The 21,160-nt window shown below is 42.5% G+C and carries 16 protein-coding genes and 4 tRNA genes; 10 read left to right on the forward strand and 10 right to left on the reverse strand.

Annotated features, from left to right (window positions below):
* Positions 1-257: 257 nt before the first annotated feature.
* Together metW and metX are read right to left on the reverse strand one after the other, a co-directional pair.
* Complete coding sequence (metW, locus tag JMX89_RS01755) at positions 258-875, reverse strand: methionine biosynthesis protein MetW (RefSeq protein WP_011512781.1); 618 nt, start codon at positions 873-875, stop codon at positions 258-260.
* Positions 872-2,194, reverse strand: coding sequence for a homoserine O-acetyltransferase MetX (metX, locus tag JMX89_RS01760; RefSeq protein WP_201550719.1), 1,323 nt, complete (start codon positions 2,192-2,194; stop codon positions 872-874). The genes metW and metX overlap by 4 nt, the downstream gene beginning before the upstream one ends.
* Before the next feature lie 512 nt (positions 2,195-2,706).
* On the opposite strand from metX, the gene hemH reads away from it, so the two are divergent.
* Positions 2,707-3,726 carry a ferrochelatase gene (gene hemH, locus JMX89_RS01765; protein ID WP_201550611.1) on the forward strand — a complete coding sequence of 340 codons (1,020 nt, stop codon included), beginning with the start codon at positions 2,707-2,709 and terminating at the stop codon, positions 3,724-3,726.
* A gap of 86 nt (positions 3,727-3,812) precedes the next feature.
* Here hemH and JMX89_RS01770 read toward each other — a convergent pair whose 3' ends face one another.
* From JMX89_RS01770 to JMX89_RS01790, 5 genes are all read right to left on the reverse strand, one after another.
* Positions 3,813-4,169, reverse strand: a complete 357-nt coding sequence (locus tag JMX89_RS01770; protein WP_020442752.1) for a hypothetical protein — start codon at positions 4,167-4,169, stop codon at positions 3,813-3,815.
* Positions 4,170-4,388: 219 nt separating this feature from the next.
* Positions 4,389-5,177, reverse strand: coding sequence for an SDR family oxidoreductase (locus tag JMX89_RS01775; RefSeq protein WP_201550613.1), 789 nt, complete (start codon positions 5,175-5,177; stop codon positions 4,389-4,391).
* Between the two features lie 118 nt (positions 5,178-5,295).
* Positions 5,296-5,826, reverse strand: coding sequence for a hypothetical protein (locus tag JMX89_RS01780; protein ID WP_201550615.1), 531 nt, complete (start codon positions 5,824-5,826; stop codon positions 5,296-5,298).
* Positions 5,827-6,016: 190 nt separating this feature from the next.
* The gene (gene polA, locus JMX89_RS01785) at positions 6,017-8,971 is read right to left on the reverse strand and encodes a DNA polymerase I (protein WP_201550618.1); all 2,955 of its coding nucleotides are present in this window, start codon (positions 8,969-8,971) and stop codon (positions 6,017-6,019) included.
* A 239-nt stretch (positions 8,972-9,210) separates the two neighbouring features.
* On the reverse strand, positions 9,211-9,624 hold the full coding sequence (locus JMX89_RS01790) for an organic hydroperoxide resistance protein (RefSeq protein ID WP_201550620.1): 414 nt from the start codon (positions 9,622-9,624) through the stop codon (positions 9,211-9,213).
* Positions 9,625-10,261: 637 nt separating this feature from the next.
* On the opposite strand from JMX89_RS01790, the gene JMX89_RS01795 reads away from it, so the two are divergent.
* The 9 genes from JMX89_RS01795 to rimI all read left to right on the forward strand — a co-directional run bounded on the left by JMX89_RS01795 (position 10,262) and on the right by rimI (position 17,931).
* The gene (locus JMX89_RS01795; protein WP_201550622.1) at positions 10,262-11,857 is read left to right on the forward strand and encodes a peptide chain release factor 3; all 1,596 of its coding nucleotides are present in this window, start codon (positions 10,262-10,264) and stop codon (positions 11,855-11,857) included.
* A gap of 464 nt (positions 11,858-12,321) precedes the next feature.
* Complete coding sequence (locus JMX89_RS01800) at positions 12,322-13,176, forward strand: RsiV family protein (protein ID WP_201550625.1); 855 nt, start codon at positions 12,322-12,324, stop codon at positions 13,174-13,176.
* 83 nt (positions 13,177-13,259) lie between these two features.
* The gene (locus tag JMX89_RS01805; RefSeq protein ID WP_201550628.1) at positions 13,260-14,423 is read left to right on the forward strand and encodes an FHA domain-containing protein; all 1,164 of its coding nucleotides are present in this window, start codon (positions 13,260-13,262) and stop codon (positions 14,421-14,423) included.
* 581 nt (positions 14,424-15,004) lie between these two features.
* Positions 15,005-15,080, forward strand: a tRNA-Thr gene (locus JMX89_RS01810).
* Positions 15,081-15,146: 66 nt separating this feature from the next.
* Positions 15,147-15,230 (forward strand) — tRNA-Tyr (locus JMX89_RS01815).
* 85 nt (positions 15,231-15,315) lie between these two features.
* Positions 15,316-15,389: transfer RNA gene (locus JMX89_RS01820), tRNA-Gly, on the forward strand.
* Positions 15,390-15,505: 116 nt separating this feature from the next.
* Positions 15,506-15,580 (forward strand) — tRNA-Thr (locus JMX89_RS01825).
* A 482-nt stretch (positions 15,581-16,062) separates the two neighbouring features.
* The gene (gene tuf / locus JMX89_RS01830) at positions 16,063-17,253 is read left to right on the forward strand and encodes an elongation factor Tu (RefSeq protein WP_201550632.1); all 1,191 of its coding nucleotides are present in this window, start codon (positions 16,063-16,065) and stop codon (positions 17,251-17,253) included.
* A gap of 207 nt (positions 17,254-17,460) precedes the next feature.
* On the forward strand, positions 17,461-17,931 hold the full coding sequence (gene rimI, locus JMX89_RS01835) for a ribosomal protein S18-alanine N-acetyltransferase (protein WP_201550635.1): 471 nt from the start codon (positions 17,461-17,463) through the stop codon (positions 17,929-17,931).
* A gap of 72 nt (positions 17,932-18,003) precedes the next feature.
* Here the strand turns inward: rimI and JMX89_RS01840 are convergent, their stop codons facing one another.
* The 3 genes from JMX89_RS01840 to trxB all read right to left on the reverse strand — a co-directional run bounded on the left by JMX89_RS01840 (position 18,004) and on the right by trxB (position 20,584).
* Entirely contained in the window at positions 18,004-18,441 is a 438-nt protein-coding gene (locus JMX89_RS01840) for a MerR family transcriptional regulator (RefSeq protein ID WP_201550638.1), read from the reverse strand.
* Positions 18,442-18,736: 295 nt separating this feature from the next.
* Entirely contained in the window at positions 18,737-19,561 is an 825-nt protein-coding gene (aat, locus tag JMX89_RS01845) for a leucyl/phenylalanyl-tRNA--protein transferase (protein WP_201550641.1), read from the reverse strand.
* The gene (gene trxB / locus JMX89_RS01850; protein ID WP_201550643.1) at positions 19,562-20,584 is read right to left on the reverse strand and encodes a thioredoxin-disulfide reductase; all 1,023 of its coding nucleotides are present in this window, start codon (positions 20,582-20,584) and stop codon (positions 19,562-19,564) included. It lies immediately after the preceding gene.
* Positions 20,585-21,160 lie beyond the last annotated feature (576 nt).

Genomic DNA, 21,160 nt, shown 5'->3' on the forward strand with positions numbered 1-21,160 from the left:
ATCATGTGTCAATAGATTCCAATAAAGCCGACAAACGGTATTAATCGGGGTGCAGTTGACACTATTTCGCTAGCTTAACACCCAAACTTACGAAACTCAAATACTAATTACACGATTTACTGCCTATCTATACCTCGTTGTCCTCAATAAAATCATAGAGTTACTTAGGTGTAAGAATAGATTAAGACTCTATTAAGGTTAAAAATGTACCTATGGGTGTCAATATTACTTTTAATAAGAGCTAGCAGGAGCAAATATCATTTAGGTTTTTGTTTGGTGACGCGATAAATAGCGACATCTGCCAATAGGTTTGGCGCTTGTCTTATCAATGCTGTCATCAACGGTGAATGCCCTTTTTCAGAATCACTGACGGCAAAACGATTGATAATATGAATATCATGCTGCGCGCACAGTTTCTCAAAATCTTTAAAGGTGCATAGATGAATATTTGGGGTGTTATACCACTCATAAGGCAGCGCTTCTGAGACCGGCATAATACCTTTCAAACCCAAATGTATTCGGTTCTGCCAATGGGCAAAATTAGGAAAAGTAATAACTGCTTCACGAGCGACGCGCAGCATATCAAGCAACAGTATATCAGGCGATTTGACTGCTTGTAGTGCACGTGCCATTACTACAGTATCAAAACTATTATCAGCGAAACGCGCCAAGCCGTCATTCAAGTCTTGCTCAACAATGGATAAACCATTGGCGATGGCTTCATTGATTTTGTCCTCGTCAATCTCAAGTCCATAACCCGTTACGCCGCGATTTTGCTGTAAATGCGCGAGCAGTTCGCCATTACCACAGCCTAAGTCAAGCACATGTGAGTGTGGGGCAATCCAACGCTCAGCCAATTGATGATCCATTCTCATGAGCGCGCTCCTAATGTTTTTTGACTGTTTTGGTCGCGGTTATCAGTCATAAATGGTGCATTTAGGAAGCCTTTGACAGCGCCCATATAACGCGGAATATCAAATAAGAAAGAATCATGCCCGTGCGGCGCATCGACATTGATATAGCTCACCGGTTTACCAGTCGCCATCAGCGCATCGACAATCTCTTGTGAGCGCTCGGGAGCAAAACGCCAATCCGTGGTAAATGACACAATCAGATACTGGCATTCAGTATGGGCAAAGGCGGCTTTCAATGCGGTCAGCTCTTGATGATTGCTTGCACTTATGTTGTCGATATCCGCACTGTCCGCTAAAGTATTTGCTAGCTCGTCTTCGCTACTGTCCGCTTTTACAGATTCAGCAAGGGACGAGGCTAAAGATTCTGGCGACGAATCTATAGCAGTCTCTAATGGATAATCCCGTGTCGGGTCAAAGTAATCCAGTGCTTTGGTCATGAGCAAATAGGTATTGGCATCGAAATTTTCGCTAAAGCGCTCACCTTGATAGCGCAGATAGCTTTCGACTTGGAACTCAACATCATAGCCATACATAAACTTGCCGGACTTTAAATCACGGCCAAACTTGGCTTTCATTGCATCGTCAGTTAGATAGGTAATGTGTCCTACCATTCGCGCAAGGATAAGCCCTCGGCGAGGGTAAGTGCCTGCTAGCAGATAGCGTCCGTCTTTAAAGTCAGGATCAGATAAAATAGACTGGCGTGCCACCTCATTAAAGGCAATATTTTGCGCAGACAGCTTGGGCGTACTGGCAATGACCACGCAGCGTTTTAAACGGTTTGGGTAATCTACTGACCATTGCAGCGCTTGCATACCGCCCATTGAGCCACCGACGACGGCATGCCAGACGTCAATGCCCAAGCGATCTGAAAGCATGGCTTGGGTCTTGACCCAGTCTTTGATAGTGACTAGAGGAAAGTCAGGTCCATATACTTGTGCTTGACTGCTATCTGGATTTATCGTCGTGGGACCAGTAGAGCCAAAGCAGCTACCGATATTATTAACGCAGACCACAAAAAATCGATTGGTATCGATGGACTTATTGGGTCCGATCATATTGTCCCACCAACCAGCTTTTTGATCCTCATCGCTATGAAAGCCTGCTGCATGATGACTGCCTGATAGGGCATGGCAAATCAGCACAGCGTTTGACTTGTCGCTATCAAGCGTACCATAGGTTTCGATAATCAAATCGAATGATGGTAAAGTGCGATTACACTCTAGAGTTAATGGCTCAGCGAAATGAAGAGTCTGGGGCGTGACGACTCCGACTGAGTTCAATAATTTCTCAGTGTTGATTGAGCTTTTAGCATTGCCTTTAGCATTGCTTTTATCTGTGGCGGACTGGTCACTGGTATTATCAGGGCGTGCGTTCAAAGCTACCTCACAAGACAACAATCATCAATAAAATAAGAAGGACACTGTATCGACAACTCGTTTAGCCGATATTTTTGAATGGTTTACTAAAAACGTTTTATCTACACTATTTTTTTGACCATGTGCTTGCCTATTGTAGGGCGATGCGCATATGAGTACAACCTTCAAGCGCAGCCTTTCATACTTAGTTTTTATGTTATTAAGCCAATCGAAAAAAATGCTGGGCCATTGCTACAGGTTTTAGGCGCTATCGACGTAGGCAAGTAGTGATAACTGCGTGTCAAATTGTACAAGGACACTTTTGCCATGCGTTATAAAGGGTTAAAATGCTACACTAACGGCGTGCTCATTGAATACTGTCTTAACAATCTTTTGTAGAGCTTCCTTCATCAACTTAACCATAAAACAGTGCTGCTATGAAACCTGACCTGCCTCCCCGTATTGCCGTTTTACTTGTCAACCTTGGTACGCCAGATGAGCCGACCGCGCCAGCTGTCCGTCGTTATCTCAAACAGTTTTTGTCCGATCCGCGCGTGATTGAAATCCCAAAATTCTTATGGGCGATTATCCTCAATCTGTTTGTGCTGCCAAGTCGCCCGAAACGGGTAGCAGAAGCATATGCCAGTATTTGGGATGGCGATTCGCCGATGCGCAATATTCTTAACGCGCAAGTTGAGATGTTAGACAAGCGTTTGGCTGACCGTGCTGCGCCATTTCGCGTGTCTGTTCATGCCGCGATGAGCTACGGTAATCCGGGTTTGCCTGATGTCATGGATCAATTGCGTAGCGAAGGGGTTGACCATTTCGTCATGTTACCCGTGTTTCCGCAGTATTCGGCGACTTCAACAGGTGCGGTTTATGATGCGATTACTAAGTGGTCGCTGAAGCAGCGTAATTTGCCCAATATAACGATAGTTAAAGATTACTTTGCTCATCCTTTATATATTAAAGCATTAGCAGATAGCATCCGTCGTTTTCAAGCGGTACATGGCAAGCCTGAAAAGCTCATGTTTAGCTTTCACGGTATTCCGCAGCCTTATGCTGATAAAGGCGATCCGTATCCGAAGCGCTGTAAATGTACGGCAGCACAAGTGGCTCATGAACTTGGGCTAAAACCAGATGAATGGATCATCAGTTTCCAGTCACGCTTTGGTAAGCAAGAATGGATTAAGCCCTATACCGATGTGGTACTCAAAGAGTGGGGCAACTCAGGTGTGCGCTCGGTACAGATTCTTAGCCCTGCGTTTTCGGCAGACTGCTTAGAAACCTTGGAAGAATTGGCTATCGAAAACCGCGAGACTTTCCTGCATGCTGGCGGGCAAGAATACCATTATATTCCAGCGCTCAACGCTGATGAAGCACATATAGACTTGTTAGAGGCAATGAGTGCGCCATTGGTAAAAGGTTGGGCAGGGACTCTGGATGGTTGGGCATAAACGTTTTTAATATCAAATGAATATTCAAAAAAATACCGAACATCATGTTCGGTATTTTTTTATCAATAATTTTCTAAAAGTACTCTTTAAAAGTCATTGTCATGGCTTAGTTTTGCCGCGTCTTTGTCAGCAATGTCGGCAATACTGGGGTAATGGCTATCATCTAAATTCTCTTCAACCAGCAACTCATCAATACGTGATTCATCGATATTTTGATGATGTACAGGGGTAAGACCTTGGGTTGCATCACTTCCGACTTGCGAATTATTAAATCCTGCATCATCGTCAAAGTCATCATTATCGATAACATGCAGCATAGGATTGTCTAAATCGACCTCTTGGCTACCTTGGTTATCTTGACCTTCATCGATATCATTATCAATATTTTCATCACCTTCGATGTGATTCATCTCTTCTGGTAGCGGGGTTTTTGAGTGTTCCATACTGTCTTCCTTAGTTTTTATAGTTAACAAGCCTATTAGGGTTCAAAGGTGGTCGTATAGCTATTTTGTCCGCTTATCATCCTTGCCTCTAGTAGTAAGGTGTCACAGGATGTTAAAAATATGTACGAAGGTTGCTTATTCAACTGTAAAAAAACGGCTGCCAAATCTTGGTAGCCGTTTCAATATTGTCATGTTACTTTTGAACTTTATAGTCTAAATTTATTTAGTACCGATTTTACTATTGATAAAGCGCATTAATGAGTCAGGTGCGACTTGCGACGCTGTATGTAGCATTTTCGCAGGAAAGCCAATAGGATAGTGAGTCCGTGACAGTTTACGATTCGGCTGAGCGCTTAATTTACACAAGGTTTTAGCCACATCGTCAACGGTTAGATTGATGCCCAAACGGTCGATACTGGTGACCTTGATGTCTTTCGTCATGTCGGATTTTACCCACAATGGCATGACATCAATCACTTTGATACCTAGCTCAGCGTATTCAATGTTTAGCCCTTCGGTTAAACCGCGGACAAAGAATTTACTGGCAGAATAAGGTGCCACTTCAGATTGACCATATATCGCTGAGGCAGATGAGAGATTGATGATTTTGGCGTTTTTGCTGTCGGCTAAATGCGGCGCTAGCTTATGACAGCCGATGAGCACACCTTTACAATTGATATCAATCAATGATAATTGCTTGTCCAAGTCAGTATTGGACAACGCGCCACTCACCAATACGCCAGCATTATTAATCAAGACATCAATACCACCAAAATTCTCCAGCATATGATCGATTGCTGTATCCCATGCTTCAGGGTCAATGACATCTAGATGACCATGGACGAGACGATTGCCTTTTAGCGCTTTTTTAAAAGTTTTATCATCAATCGCACGCTCAAGCTCAACCGTGTCAATATCAAAAAGACCGACGCTATGACCTTTTGCGAGCAATCGTTTTGCTGTCGCTAGACCGATACCGCGTGATGCACCCGTAATGAATATATTCATAATGACTCGCTTAATGATTGGTGATAAATGATGCCTGAAAAAATGCGCTAATTTTTAGTATAGCAAACTCTCTATTAAAAGTTAGCGCTAAGACAAATGCTATCATGACCAGTGTTTGCTACGCTTGGCATGATGAATAGCGCTTATTAGGTGGCAAGCGTCTTTCAAACACAAGCGGTTTAAAACGCCATATGTAGGTCAATGCAATCGCGTAAACGCCGGTTTCTGCCATTTCTTCAACGATCTCTCCCAAACCTTGAGGAATCATAATCGCGTTTTCGCCCATATATTCTAGCAATGCCAAGCCCACTATCATAAGATATAAATAAACTGGCACTGATTTGAACACTGCCCACAGATATCGCCATGTATAGGCTAGTAAACCGATAATAAGCAGATAAATCATAAGAAGCACCGCATCTTCCCACCAGTCGTAGGACTGATTTAACAGTGAAAAATCGCTCGAAATAAAGAGCTCGGGTACGTAGTTTAACTCGCGACGGATAACCGCAAAAAACGTCAATACTGATGCCAGCCAAAAATAAAGACCTTGCTTGCTTTCACTCTGCACCACGTATTGCGTGCAACGTAATATACAGGCTATCAGTAAGATAATGCCGGGGATTTCGATAATGCCATCTACAGCCAAAATAAGGGCTCCTGATTTTAAGGATAAAAAAGTGAGCGCGGAGGCTCACTTTAAGATAAAAGATAATTTGTGAAAAAATAAGATAGGGTTATTATACCGACAATGATGATACGCGACTGTTTTTTTAGTTTACGCTGCGAGTGTCAAGTGTCTTAAAAACCATGACATGTACTCAAAATCTACTTAAGAATCAATGCGCTTCATCCCAATTCTGACCACTATCTGTCTCAACCAATAGCGGCACAGCAAAGTTAACATTCCAGCCTTTTTCAACCGCTGTCACTGTTAAGACATCTTGCATAGCATCAGTAATCAATTGGCTTATCTCATCGACCTTGTCGGCATCGACTTCAAATACCAATTCATCGTGGACTTGCAGTAGCATTTTTGCTTGCTCTTTTGGTAATACTTTATCAACAGCAATCATAGCAAGCTTAATTAAATCAGCCGCTGAGCCTTGTAATGGCGCATTAATCGCTGCCCGTTCAGCGCCTTGTTTAACCATACGATTGCTATGATTGATATCAGGGGTATAAAGCTTACGACCCAATATTGTCTCGACATAGCCATGCTCATAAGCGCTGGCACGGGTATTAATCATATAGTCTTTGACGCCAGGATAACGCTCAAAATACATATCGATATAGTCTTGCGCTTCGCCGCGACTCATCTGTAATTGTTTAGCAAGTCCAAAGGCGCTCATGCCATAGAGCAGACCAAAGTTAATGGCTTTGGCATTACGGCGCTCGGTTGCGGTAACGTCTGCAACATCTTTACCAAGTACTTCGGCGGCAGTGGCAACATGAATATCAAGCCCTTCATTAAAGGCATGAGTTAGGTTTTTATCACCTGAGAAATGCGCCATCAAACGCAGCTCAATTTGCGAATAATCCGCTGCCAATATCACTCGACCTTCTGGGGCGATAAAGGCTTGACGAATCAAGCGACCAGTCGCAGTACGAATAGGAATATTCTGTAAATTGGGATCAGTCGAAGATAAGCGCCCAGTACTGGTCAATGCTTGATGGTAGCTGGTATGCACACGGTCAGTCTTGGCATCTGCCACATTATCCAGCGCATCGGTATAGGTGCTCTTAAGTTTAGAGAGTCCGCGATACTCTAAAGTAATATCGACCAAAGGATGGTCGATTTTTGATAAGACGGCTTCACCAGTAGAATATTGACCGGTTTTGGTTTTTTTGCCACCCACGACGCCCAGCTTATCGAATAACATCTCTCCAAGCTGCTTAGGAGAGCCAAGATTAAACTCTTCACCGGCGACTTCGTACGCACGTTTTTCTAGGGCAATGATTTCTTCATCAAAGCGTTTAGATAACTCGTTTAAAAACGGACGCCTAATTAAGATACCGTTTGCTTCCATTTGGCACAGTATCTCTGCGGTTGGAATCTCTAATTCATGTAGTAGCTTAGCGTTATTGGTATCATCAGCAAGCTTTTGACTAAACAGCTCAAATAATTGATAAGTAATGTCAGCATCTTCACAAGCATAGTCGCTAGCAATATCAATCGCCACTTGATCGAAACTCACTTGCTTAGCGCCTTTACCAGCGACATCTTCAAAGCTAATAGTCTGCGTTTGCAGGTAATGCCGTGCCAAATCATCCATGCCATGACGGGTAATGGCAGCATTAATCACATAGCTGGCAAGCATGGTATCCATCGCCCAATTGTTGAGCTTGTCATGAATATTGCCTAAGAGGTTTATGTCATAAAGGCTAAGAATATGGGCATCATACTTTAAATGTTGACCGATTTTACCGATGTTTGGGTTTTCTAAAATAGGCTTTAAACGCGCCAAAACGGTATCGCGGTCGAGCTGTTTTGCTGTTAATTCATCGCCTTCTAGCGCATGAGTCAGCGGAATATAATAAGCTTCGTGTGCTTGCACAGCAAAAGATAAGCCAACCAATTCAGCCTGACGCCAATAGACACTCGTGGTTTCGGTATCGATAACGAAATGCGGCGCAGCTGCTAACAATTGAACTAAGTTGTCAAAGGCAGGCTCGTCTAAAATAGTATGCCATGCTCTATCATGAATTTTGCTATCGGTAATATCACCGATGGTGCTTGATTGTAGGGATTTAGCGATTTGCGCTTGTGACTCAGCATCAGCTTGACTATGAGCAACACTTTGCGTGCCATTGGCAGGATGATTAGGGTGATCAAGTGACGCTAACTCATTTCTAAATTCGAGCTCACTATATAGCTCACGTAGCTCATCGATGTGGGCGCAAGGATCGGTGTTTATTTTTAAATCTTGCCAGTCTTGCCCCACTTCTAAATCAGTGACAATGGTTGCCAGTTGCGCGTTCATCGGAATATCATCGGCATATTCGAGCAGGTTTTTGCCAGCACGTCCTTTGATATTGGCGACGTTTTTGAGCATATTATCGATAGTGCCATATTCATTTAACAAGTCTTTGGCGGTCTTTTTACCAATACCGGGCACGCCTTTGATACCGTCAGAGGAATCGCCCATCAAAGTTAAAAAATCAATCATCTGTTCAGGATTGATACCGAATTTTTCAACCACGCCAGCGCTATCAGTCATCTTGCCTGTGAAGCTATCTTCTAATATTACGCAGTCATTAATCAGCTGCATCATGTCTTTATCGCCAGTTGAGATAACCACGTGATGCCCTTCGGCAACTGCACGATAGGCGAGCGTACCGATAATATCGTCCGCTTCTGCGCCTTCGATACGTAACAGTGGAATCCCAAGCGCGGTGACCAAACGATGAATATAAGGAATCTGCTCGGCAAGCTCGATATCCATTTTTGGACGATTGGCTTTGTACTCTTCTGACATAGCATGACGAAAGGTTGGCGATTTGGTATCAAAACAAACGGCCATATGGGTTGGATGATAACGGCGCATCAGCTTTAAAAGTGCATTGAGCGTGCCACGTATTGCATTGGTGACTAGCCCTTGCGAATTCTGCATGGTTTTTGGCAGCGCATGATAGGTACGAAACAGATAATAAGAGCCATCGACCAAGATAAAAGGTGGCTGGTTTTTGTCCACATGCGTGGTGTCCATTGTCGCCACATTGGGCATCGTTGCAAAATTCGGTAGCGTATTGGGATTAATAGGCGAGTGGGAGTTGTGATCGTTGGCAGTCATAGAGAGTCACTTATCAGGTTTTGGGTCGCAAGTATTGGTCAGTAAATATTTTGCAGTAAGTATGGAGTAAAAAGATACCTTCATTATAACGATAAAAGCGCTGCGTGCCGAATAGATGATGAACGAATAGAATGCATAAACAGTTACGATGTGTACGACCTAAAATGATAATTCATAAAAAAAGAACCCAGATCAACTGAGTTCTTTTTATCATTGTAACTATTGTAGTTACTAGAAACTTATTTTACTTCTGAGGTTACTGCGCTATCGACATTACCATGGGTCGCTTTAGAATATGGGCAAACTTGATGCGCCTTTTCGACTAACGTCTGAAACTCATCAGCAGATAAGTCAGTATTCTCACCCGTCACATGAATTTTTGCTGCTAATTTAAAGTCAAGACCATCACCTTTCATCAGGTCTACTGATATTTCAGTGGTCGAATCAAACTTTGCTTTTTCTGCCCCTTTGACGGCGCCAAGTGCACCATCAAAACAAGCAGCATAGCCCATAGCGAACAGTTGCTCTGGATTATTACCGTCTTTACCAGAACCAGGTGCAACCATATTAATCGTCAAGTCGCTGTCTTGAAGGCTAGCGCTACCTGCACGGCCACCAGTGACAGAGGCTTTGGTCGAATATAAGGTTTCCATAATGTATCCTTTTATGTGAATTGTTGTCCATCATTTTTTAGATAGTACTTTTCAGTCTTATTATAGCTGGTTTTAAAATAGCCCATCTAGCATAACAGAGGACAAGGCGAGCTTTATATAGCGGCGGTAAAAGTATGCTATGAATTTGTAAGTTTATCTTCTAAGTTTATTTTCTAAGTTTATTTTCTAAGTTTAGCAGCGAAGACGCTGTTGTTGGTTCGGCCAGTAAATGAGCTGACAATAAGTATCATCGGGCGCAGCTAAAATGCGATTGCACGATATAGTTAATCCACTTTTAAAAAAGTACAGAACTGCTGAAGTTAATTTTTCGCAGCCTCTGTCACGCCTGCGAACAGTAAGCAAGAAAAAATTATAGCCAATAGCACGTTATTACAATCGTATCGCTTTTATTTAGGACTGATTATAGTTAATAAAGTAACCGCCGACTTTTTAGCCACGCAAATCACAAAATATTATTAAGCTTAAAAAGTCATAAACACTCTCTATTTGCTTGATAGAGAGTGTTTTTTTATACGCTAATTCTGCACCTTGACGCTAAATCCGCTACAATATGCCCATTGTTTACACTATTTATTTAGATTGATTTCTAAATAACACAACGTTGAAGCCAATAATTATGAGCGTAGATCCAAAGAAATTAAATAAAGAAGTGGCCAAACGCCGCACCTTTGCCATCATCTCGCATCCTGATGCTGGTAAGACTACGATGACCGAAAAACTGCTGCTATGGGGTAAAGCGATTCAAGTAGTGGGCGAGGTCAAAGGTCGTAAAACCGACCGCCATGCCACATCTGATTGGATGAGTATGGAGCAGGAGCGTGGTATTTCTATTACCACCTCGGTCATGCAGTTCCCTTATAAAGAACATATGGTCAACCTGCTAGATACACCGGGTCACGCTGACTTTAGTGAAGATACCTATCGTACTCTGACCGCTGTAGACAGTGCGCTGATGATGGTCGATGGCGCAAAAGGTGTCGAAGAACGTACCATCAAATTGATGGAGGTTTGCCGGATGCGTGATACGCCCATCATCTCATTCGTCAATAAACTTGACCGCCAGATTCGTGAGCCGCTTGAGCTATTGAGTGAAATCGAAGCGGTATTAAAGATTAAATGTATTCCCGTCACTTGGCCTATCGGTATGGGACAGGATTTTGTTGGTGTCTATCATTTAACCGAAAACAAAACCTATTTTTATGAGAAAGGTCATGGCGGTGATATGACGGTCGCTGAGACGCGCGAAGGCTATGATTATCCTGATATCCGTGAGCGCTTAGGCGCTTTAATGTTCGCCTCGTTTGAAGAGTCATTAGAATTGGTACAAATGGCGCTAGAAGACTTCGATGTTGAAGAGTTTTTAGCCGGTGAGATGACACCCGTATTGTTCGGTACAGCGCTAGGTAACTTTGGCGTCAATATGGTACTTGATACTTTAATCAAATATGCGCCGCCACCAAAAGCGCATCCGACCAATGAACGTGAAGTAGCTGCGACTGAGACAGCGTTTAGTGGTTTTGTCTTTAAGATTCAGGCAAACATGGATCCGCGTCATCGTGATCGCATTGCATTTTTACGTGTCTGCTCAGGCAAGTATGAAAAAGGCATGAAATTGAAGCATGTGCGTTTGGGTAAGGATGTACGTATTGCCGATGCACTGACCTTTTTGGCAGGTGATCGAGAAGCACTAGAAGAAGCCTATCCGGGTGATATTATTGGTTTGCATAATCACGGTACGATTTCTATTGGTGATAGCTTCACTGAAGGCGAAGAGCTGAATTTTACTGGTATCCCACATTTTGCTCCTGAGCTGTTCCGCCGTGTCATTCTAAAAGATCCGCTCAAATCAAAAGCGCTGCAAAAAGGTCTACAGCAGTTGAGTGAAGAGGGCGCAACGCAGGTCTTTATGCCGCAGATTAATAATGATTTAATCTTAGGCGCGGTTGGTGTACTACAGTTTGAAGTGGTCGCCCATCGCCTAAAAGAAGAGTACAAAGTACAGTGTATCTTTGAGCCGGTATCGATTGCGACGGTACGTTGGATTCATTGCGATGATGAGATTGCGTTAGCCAAGTTTAAGCGCAAAGCCCATGATCAACTATCGCTAGATGGTGGTGGTCATCTGACTTATCTTGCGCCATCACGGGTGAACTTGCAGCTGATGCAAGATCGCTATCCAGAAGTGACGTTTAGCAATACGCGCGAGCACTAGAATCCATTATTCCACTTTGCTTAATCTTAAAAGACACGCTATCGTGTCTTTTTTATGAGCTATAGTCAGAGAAAAGTAATATCGATACATCAAGTACTGCTGATATTAATTTTTCTTGCTTGCTGTGCCTATGCAGACAGAGGCTGCAAAAAATTTATACCAGCAGCACTGTAGCGTTTTTGAGATATTTTAACTATATCTAGAGAGTTTCATACTGGTTTGTTATCAAAAGTGAACCCTCGACAACACGAACAGTGTTCCTACAATATAGGACAAAGGTTACGGTAGACTATCAGTAAACCTTTATATAGTTAGATGAAAATAGAAATGTTATGAAAATTTAAACGCGCTATTGGTATAAATTTTACTGGCGTGCTGCGTTCCCAGAGGCTGCGTAAAATTCATACCAATAGCGCTATAACATTTTTGTAGTAAATTCACTATAGGTATATTAAAGAGGCTATATGAAAACTGCTAACCAATGCCCTGTTATTAAGTCGCAATCAGCCCAGCAATCTTCTACAGAAGCGGCTAGGCTGCGTCTGTTTTCACTAGTAGGTAGTGCATTGCTGTTTGGCACATTAAGTTTCTCAGCGTATGCCAGTAGCCTTTTTAGCAGTACAGAATATCTCGATTATCAGTTACCTAAAAAACTACAAGAAAGCTGCACGGCGGGTGATAATTGTCCTGAGATTGAAGTTAAATATCTTAATACCAATCACAAATGGATCAATGATATTACCAATCAGCGCATCAATACGTTGGTTATTAATAGTAAACCATCTGAATCTGCGCCTATCACTACCAAAACCACTCCAGCCGCTGTCAAAAGCGCGCTTGATGGTTTTGTCGCCTCGCAATTTAATGAGCTACCGAGTGACAGTGCATTTGCCTACAGCCTAAAGGTGACACCTGAATACGTGGGTCATATCAATGATTTTGAGACGTTCGAGATAAGCTCATATGTCTTTGTTGGCGGCGCACATGGCATGCCATATAGCGAATATTTGGTATTTGATCAAAAGACGAAAAAACAAATTAAACTGGCTGATATGCTGCAAAGCGGTAAAAAATCACAGTTTAAGGCGCTTGCTTATAATGCGTATAAGGACTGGGTAAAAACGGTCGATAAAGATATTAAAAACTACGAGAAAAATTGGCCATTTACCTTAAGTGACAACGTGACATTGACGGATAAAGGAATTGATATTCGTTATCAGCCTTATGATATCGCTCCCTATGCTTATGGTATGCCAGTGCTCAGCATTCCTTACAATAAGCTTGGCGGTATCATACAACCACGCTTTATCCCTAAATAATATAGCTATAAACGTAAGATATAATGGGATGGATCAGCTAATGACCATCATGAAATATTTAATAATAAATAAGGAGTCATCGCATGACAAACGATATCGATAATATGAATGCCGCAACGACCAATACATGGCAGCTAAATGCCCTGACAGAAGCACTTGGTGATCTGACATTGACGGTCACTGACAGCCTCTCTGTGGGCCGTGGTAGTGATAATGATTTGGTACTAGGCAGCAAGCAAATTTCGCGCAATCATGCCCAACTGAGTGTCTTAAACGGTCAGCTATATGTGACAGATCTAGAGTCGTCAAACGGCACTTTTATTAATGATGAGCGTATCGCTGCCAATGAATCGAAGCACTTAGCAGCAGAGGATACGCTTGGGTTTGCAAGCTTTAGTTTTCAGGTAAGTGCGCCAGTAGCTGCTACTGTTATTCATGAGCAAGCAGTTGCAGATAAACCAACGTTGATGTTGAGTCCTGATACTGAGATAGCACCTATTGTTGAAGCAGAGCCAGTCGTCAAAGAAACGATAATCGAAGAGATATTACCTGTCGAAAATACTTCACAAACTACACCTGTTGCTACTATGCCTGTTGCTGATGTGCAAGCAGAACCAGTGGATAGCGCTGCTCAGATGAGTGAACCAGTCGTTAAAGAAACAGGCATTACTGACATCTTAGCCGCCGCAGACAAAGCCGAACCTGTATTGAGCGAAGTAGAATATAGTCCTACTGAAACCTCAAGTATCCCTAGTGCGGCTGCTGAGCAGGAAGTAACGCAGTCTACACCAACAGGCACTGTGCCGACCGAAACCATGTCAACCCCTTCCGCTCATCAAGAATTACTCGTAGAGCCGCCCGTCTTAGCTGATGAGCCTGTGCTCCATAAAGTTGCGGTAGCTGAAACCCTTTCAGAAACGTCTCTTGGAAATGCAGCGCCAGTCGTTGAGGCAGCTATTGAGCCAGAGCATGACAAAACCACCAAAACCGCCCTGCAAGAAGAAGCAGATCCGGATGTCCTGCGTGCAAAACAGACAGCCACGTCACAGTTTTCGGGTACAGCCAATCTAGGTCAATCTCGTGATTTGGGCACTACTGGCAATAATGCGATGGATCAAGCGCTTGATAACCCCGCCACTACAGGATCGGTTGAAAAGAAACCGAGCGGGAGTTGGTTTATATGGGTGTTTGTCGCGATTATCATTATTGGCTTAGCACTGTGGCTGTTTAATACGGGCATGTTATAGCCAATCTTTAATGATAAAGCGGTCTTTATGTATTTGAATCATAAAGCTGCGTACTTATAAAACTTGTAATCGACTGGCTTTAAGGCATTAGCCTCATGCTAAGATAAATACTGCACCGTTTTGCTCAATAATTTTAGAGCAAGTGAGCAAAATTGATATAGTCGATTCACTTTAAAAACAATACAGTGCTATTGACTATAAATTTTTTGCAGCCTCTGTCACGCCTGCGAACAGCAAGCAAGAAAAATTATAGCAAATAGCACGTTATTACAATCGTAGCGCTTTTATTTTGAACTGACTATACTAGCAGTACATAATGTGTCGATATTACTTTTCACTGACTATAATTATTGAGTATTTTGAGTGATATACAACCCATTCAAAAGAGTTTAGCAGTTAGGTATTTAGCTGAAAGATAAGTCGTTGCAATAACGGTGATAGAACAAGCTGTTTGTCTGGAATAAAAATCCTTTTATAATCAACTGTTTGAGATTTTTTATTAAAATAAAGTTAAAAATACTAAAAAAGGGCTTGCGTCTGCCAAGATATTTGATAGAATAGCCACCACTTTGAGAGAACAAGCCGACTTAGCTCAGTTGGTAGAGCAACTGACTTGTAATCAGTAGGTCGCCAGTTCGATCCCGGCAGTCGGCACCATCTCTCTCAAAGCCGCTTTTTATGAATTTGCTTTAAATTAAAAGTATTTTTGTACAAAGCAATCTAGGTGGGATTGGGGAGCGGTCAAACCCAACAGACTGTAAATCTGTCGCGAAAGCTTCGAAGGTTCGAATCCTTCTCCCACCACCATATTTTTTCTAAGTTTGTCTTAGCGCCAAGCATACTCTATATCAATCAATGTTCTTTATTAGAATCCATCCAGATTAGAGTAAATGCGGGTGTGGTATAATGGTAACACCTTAGCCTTCCAAGCTAATGACGCGGGTTCGATTCCCGCCACCCGCTCCATATATGTACCATCGCACAAACCATCAATATTTATCACGACAGTCAGTTATTATTGCTGTATCGTGATATTTTTTTAGTACAACTTACCGGTTGGCTATTGTAGTTGTTAAAAGTACGCTCATATAGCTCAGCGGTAGAGCACTCCCTTGGTAAGGGAGAGGTCTTGAGTTCAATTCTCAATATGAGCTCCATTTATTGTTCTATTCTTTATATTTGCTTTGCTAATTTTACCTATAGCTTAGTATTGGTATCGAAATTATAAAATATCGAAAATTATACAAACAGTGTGGCAGATAATAATTCAAAGGTGACACTGAGGTGTTGCCTTTTTGCGCTGTCAGTTTATTAGTAGGTGTTATCTTTATCTAATAAATGAGCTGTATAAAGGATTAAATGAATAATAGCGGGATAAAGTAGTGCAACAGCGGTGCTGTATATTAACTTCTCATGTTCAATAGAGTGAAAAGCACGTATAATGCCCCTATTTATACGCTTAACCGTTAAAATATCGAACACACTGATAGTATAGCGCTACAACTATTGTTCTAATAGATATTGTTTAGATACAAAAAGCACAGTGTCAACGGTTTGATGGTCATACATCATAAGCCGTCAAACCGTTATTTACCGATCTTTGATTGATAAATATTCACCAAAAAAAGAGGAAATACCCATGGCAAAGGCCAAGTTTGAACGTCTAAAACCCCATGTTAACGTCGGCACCATCGGACACGTTGACCATGGTAAAACCACCCTTACTGCTGCTATCGCAACCGTAGCTGCAATCACCTCTGGTGGCGAAGCCAAAGACTACGCGTCTATTGACTCAGCACCAGAAGAAAAAGCACGTGGCATCACCATCAACACCTCACACGTAGAATATGACACCCCATCACGTCATTACGCTCACGTTGATTGCCCAGGTCACGCCGATTATGTTAAAAACATGATCACCGGTGCAGCCCAGATGGACGGCGCAATCCTAGTTGTATCTGCAACTGACGGCCCTATGCCACAAACCCGTGAGCACATCCTGCTTTCACGTCAGGTTGGCGTACCGTACATCGTCGTATTCATGAACAAATGCGACGTTGTTGATGACGAAGAACTGCTTGAGCTAGTAGAGATGGAAGTTCGTGAATTATTAAGCGACTATGACTTCCCAGGTGACGACACCCCAATCATCAAAGGCTCAGCCACTGAAGCCCTTAAAGGCAACGACGGCAAATACGGCGAACCTGCTGTCGTAGAACTGCTACACATTCTAGACACCTACATCCCAGAGCCTGAGCGTGACATCGACAAAGCATTCCTAATGCCAATCGAAGACGTATTCTCAATCTCAGGTCGTGGTACCGTTGTGACGGGCCGTGTTGAATCTGGTATCGTTAAAGTTGGTGACGAAATCGAAATCGTCGGTATCCGTGACACGCAAAAAACCACCTGTACCGGTGTAGAGATGTTCCGTAAACTGCTTGACGAAGGTCGTGCAGGCGAAAACTGTGGCGTGCTACTACGTGGTACTAAGCGCGAAGACGTACAACGTGGTCAAGTACTAGCGAAGCCTGGTTCTATCACCCCGCATACCAAATTTGACGCTGAAGTATATGTCTTGTCAAAAGAAGAGGGTGGTCGTCACACACCATTCCTAAACGGCTATCGTCCACAGTTCTACTTCCGTACCACTGACGTCACTGGCGCAATCCAATTACAAGACGGAACAGAGATGGTCATGCCTGGCGATAACGTTGAGATGGGCGTAGAGCTTATCCACCCTATCGCTATGGACAAAGGTCTTCGCTTTGCTATTCGTGAAGGCGGTCGTACGGTAGGCGCTGGTGTTGTTGCTACTGTTCACGCATAAGCATCAGTAATAAAAGCAGTACTAAAAGCTGCTCATTTACAAAGTAAAGTAACGCTAGCAAAGCAATCTACTGGTTGTTATCTAAAAAGCCGTTCTCTTGGTTGAGAACGGCTTTTTTATGAGTGTGGATAAGAAATAGCAGAATAATAGCGTCTATAATCCGAGATATATAATCTATAGTTGAAGTAAGGCACTAAAGGAAAGCTAATGTTTGATATAAAAATATTAATCGATGAGCCGGCTAAGCGAGTAGCAACCATCCAAGCTGTCGCTGCTATCGAAACTATTATTCAACCGCAAGATGCGTGGACCTATCAGACATTGGGTGAATTGCTTACAAAGGATAGTATTGATTTATTAGTCGTGTATCAAATTGATAAAGTTGTTGGCTATTGCCTATATCAAGTTGTGTTCGAGCAAGCAGAAATCCTGCGCATTGGTACGCATCCTGACTATCAGCGTCAAGGTATCGCGTCACGAATTTTTGCTAGGCTAAATAAAGCGTTAAAGGCCAATCAAGTAGAGAGTCTTTTATTAGAAGTGCGAGCAGACAATACTGCTGCGATTGCTTTATATGAGCAGCAAGGGTTGGCAGTGATTCATACACGTAAAGGTTATTATAAAGCAGCGCATCAACCGGCAGTCGATGCGTTGATTATGCAGCGTATTTATGTTTAGTAGCGATTTATCTGATTTTTATCATTATTTTCAAAATGGGGACACGCACTAGGAATGAGCTGAGTAAATTTTCTAAGGTTGCACGGGTGTTTTCTTTTTGCAGATTTCAATATCCAGCTTATATCCACTATCCGCTTTCATTCGCTCAAGCACTTCAATTCGTTCGGTTAACATCTCTATCATTAAGCTGATGGTTGCTTGTTGCTTTCTAATTTGAGTCAATTTTTGCTGAGTAAGGTTTAGCTGTGAGTCAATATCGAGCTGCCCATCGTAATAATCATTGAGGCTGTCTTTGATTTCAGTCAGGGTGAAGCCAATTGCTTGAGCACTTTTAATTAATTCAATACGCTCAACACATTCTGAATGAAACTCAGTATATAGCCGTGAGCCTGCCTGACGCTTACGAGACTTCAACAGCCCTAGCTCATCATAGTGACGCACAGTGTCTTTGGTCGTATTGGCTGTGCTTGCAAGCTTACCTATTAATAAAAAAGAGCTATCAGATGTCATAATGTACTCATGATTGTGATATGTATAGTCAATCCTAAATAAAAGAAGTATAAATGTTATAAAGAACTAATGGGGTTAATTATTCGCAGCCTCTGTCTGCGTAGGCACAGCAAGTAAGGAAAATTAACCCCATTAGTTCTGTACCTTTTTAAAAGTGGATTAACTATAAGTTATTTTTTACAAGAGAAATTGTAGAGTAAAGGTAGCAGTAATAATCATAGGTATTCAATCGAGTCGCGCTATTTTAGCTAGCCATTAGCCAGATCAATTTCAGATTTTAAAATAAAGTAATAAACTAGAGATTTAATTGCCAAGGTTGTAAATTTCCCAGCAGCGATACCGCTAAAGGCTTATGCGAATTCTTGTACCATTTATTTGAATCATTAGATATTAACATATCTAGTTGAGTCAAAAAATCAGTACGTGGTAAGGTGATAGCACCTAAACTCATGAGATGCTCGTTGGGTAATTGACAGTCGACAAGTGCCACGTTGCTTTGAGCGCATAAGCGCATTAACCCCCAAAATGCCAGTTTTGACGCATTAGAAGCGATATGAAACATCGACTCACCAAAATAAATGCCGCCTATTTTTAAGCCGTATAGACCACCAACGAGCGCGCCTTTATCATCCCAAACTTCAACGCTATGAGCAAAGCCTTGAGCATGCAGCTCGTTATAAGCCTCAATCATCTCGTCATGTATCCAAGTATGCTCGCCCTCAGGCTGACTTTCATTAAGATCGTCATCGACGCCATTACTACGCGGTAAACTACAAGCGTGTATGACCTCATCAAAAGCTTGATTTAGCGTCAACTGCCAACGTGCCCTGTTTGCTTGCTTACGTAGCGATTTACTCGGCTCATAGTTGGTCGGTTGCATCACACATCTGGGCTCGGGGCACCACCATGCAATCGGCTCATTATCATTAAACCAAGGGAATAGCCCTTGAGCGTAAGCAGAAATCAGTGTCTCAGGGGCTAAATCTCCCCCAATAGCCACAATGCCCATGCCATCAGGATCCACCAAAGCCGGATCTGGAAAGGCATAACGCCCAAGACTTTTGATATGTTGAACAAAAGCCTCAGGTGTTATGTCAGCATCGTTAGCAAAGTCGCTCATTTATGCTTCTTTGTCAGCTGTCAACGTTGAAGCATAAGTATGATCTTGAGCGACCGTTTCGCCTATTGCATCTAGATACTTTTCAGCATCAAGCGCTGCCATACAGCCGGTACCCGCCGAGGTAATTGCTTGGCGATAGACGTGATCCGCCACATCACCTGCAGCAAAGACACCTTCAATACTGGTTTGGGTGGCATTACCCTTAAGACCACTATTGACGATAAGATAGCCGTCTTTCATCTCTAACTGACCTTTAAATAAGTCAGTATTTGGCTTATGACCAATCGCGACAAACATGCCAAGAACATCCAGTTGCTTGGTGCTGCCATCAATCATAGATTCTATGACAACGCCATTGACACCCATGTCATCGCCAACCACTTCTTTTACGCTGTGGTTCCACTCGATTTTGACATTGCCATTTTTGGCTTTTTCAAACAGCTTATCTTGTAGGATTTTCTCAGAGCGTAAGCTATCACGGCGATGTACCAACGTAACTTCGGCTGCTATATTTGATAAATATAGCGCTTCTTCAACGGCTGTATTACCACCACCAATCACTGCCACTTTTTGGTCTTTATAAAAGAAGCCATCACAAGTTGCACAAGCAGAAACACCAAGACCGCGGAATTTGGTTTCTGACTCTAGACCTAAATACTGTGCTGATGCGCCCGTTGAGATAATAAGAGCATCACAGGTGTAGTTGCCGTTGTTGCCGGTCAGCTCAAAAGGGCGCACGTTTAAATTCACAGCATTGACATGGTCATAAACCAATTCTGTACCGAAGCGTTCGGCATGGGCTTTCATACGCTCCATCAGCGCAGGACCCGTCAAATCATGCGCATCACCCGGCCAGTTATCAACTTCGGTGGTCGTCGTGAGCTGTCCGCCGACTTCCATACCGGTGACCATAACAGGCTTTAGGTTGGCGCGAGCTGCATACACAGCGGCAGAATAGCCAGCAGGACCTGAACCTAAAATAATCAGTTTTTCGTGGCGTGGCGTGGTGTTATCAGTTGCCATAAGATTTCCTTGTTAGAGCAATAAAAGTGAAAAGGTTTAACGTTAAAATATTAAGGACATATTATAAGTATTATAAAAGATAAGTGTTAAAAATGAGGACGAAAATGGTTTTTATCGTTGCTATGTGATAATAACATAAGGGCTGAGTGCAAAAAGTGCAAGTTTGCTAAAACAAATATGGGTATCATTAGAACTCAAGTATCTCGCTTTTGAAATATAAATGGTAAAAGCGGGTTTATATTCAAACATTTCGCTGTAAAAGACAGACACGCTGTTTTAATAGCCGCATTTTTCGCAAAATCACTACTGGTTTGATTTTCTTAGGCGCTTTATTGATAACACAGTCGCAATGGCTGCTATGTATTTGTTATTATAAGAAGTTGTATGCCGATCACAAAATAAAAACAGTAAGGTAGTTAATATTTTACGGCAGTATTTTTAGATAAAGTTTTTGTATGATTACGCCACATCAGTAGTAACTTATTGCAGCAGTTTCTATCAGGAATTTATGTCAGCATGATTAGGCTTAATCATGGTTTGACGACCATCGAGTATTCATGACGAGTATTAACAACA

This window comes from Psychrobacter sp. DD43 (genome assembly GCF_904846555.1).
GTDB classification, from domain to species: domain Bacteria; phylum Pseudomonadota; class Gammaproteobacteria; order Pseudomonadales; family Moraxellaceae; genus Psychrobacter; species Psychrobacter cryohalolentis.

What these genes read in the sequence shown, in the direction of transcription:
- metW (WP_011512781.1), bottom strand. Translation starts at nt 875, where the DNA reads ATGAGAATGGATCATCAATTGGCTGAGCGTTGGATTGCCCCACACTCA.
- hemH (WP_201550611.1), top strand. Translation starts at nt 2,707, where the DNA reads ATGAAACCTGACCTGCCTCCCCGTATTGCCGTTTTACTTGTCAACCTT.
- JMX89_RS01770 (WP_020442752.1), bottom strand. Translation starts at nt 4,169, where the DNA reads ATGGAACACTCAAAAACCCCGCTACCAGAAGAGATGAATCACATCGAA.
- JMX89_RS01775 (WP_201550613.1), bottom strand. Translation starts at nt 5,177, where the DNA reads ATGAATATATTCATTACGGGTGCATCACGCGGTATCGGTCTAGCGACA.
- polA (WP_201550618.1), bottom strand. Translation starts at nt 8,971, where the DNA reads ATGACTGCCAACGATCACAACTCCCACTCGCCTATTAATCCCAATACG.
- JMX89_RS01790 (WP_201550620.1), bottom strand. Translation starts at nt 9,624, where the DNA reads ATGGAAACCTTATATTCGACCAAAGCCTCTGTCACTGGTGGCCGTGCA.
- JMX89_RS01795 (WP_201550622.1), top strand. Translation starts at nt 10,262, where the DNA reads ATGAGCGTAGATCCAAAGAAATTAAATAAAGAAGTGGCCAAACGCCGC.
- JMX89_RS01800 (WP_201550625.1), top strand. Translation starts at nt 12,322, where the DNA reads ATGAAAACTGCTAACCAATGCCCTGTTATTAAGTCGCAATCAGCCCAG.
- JMX89_RS01805 (WP_201550628.1), top strand. Translation starts at nt 13,260, where the DNA reads ATGACAAACGATATCGATAATATGAATGCCGCAACGACCAATACATGG.
- tuf (WP_201550632.1), top strand. Translation starts at nt 16,063, where the DNA reads ATGGCAAAGGCCAAGTTTGAACGTCTAAAACCCCATGTTAACGTCGGC.
- rimI (WP_201550635.1), top strand. Translation starts at nt 17,461, where the DNA reads ATGTTTGATATAAAAATATTAATCGATGAGCCGGCTAAGCGAGTAGCA.
- JMX89_RS01840 (WP_201550638.1), bottom strand. Translation starts at nt 18,441, where the DNA reads ATGACATCTGATAGCTCTTTTTTATTAATAGGTAAGCTTGCAAGCACA.
- aat (WP_201550641.1), bottom strand. Translation starts at nt 19,561, where the DNA reads ATGAGCGACTTTGCTAACGATGCTGACATAACACCTGAGGCTTTTGTT.
- trxB (WP_201550643.1), bottom strand. Translation starts at nt 20,584, where the DNA reads ATGGCAACTGATAACACCACGCCACGCCACGAAAAACTGATTATTTTA.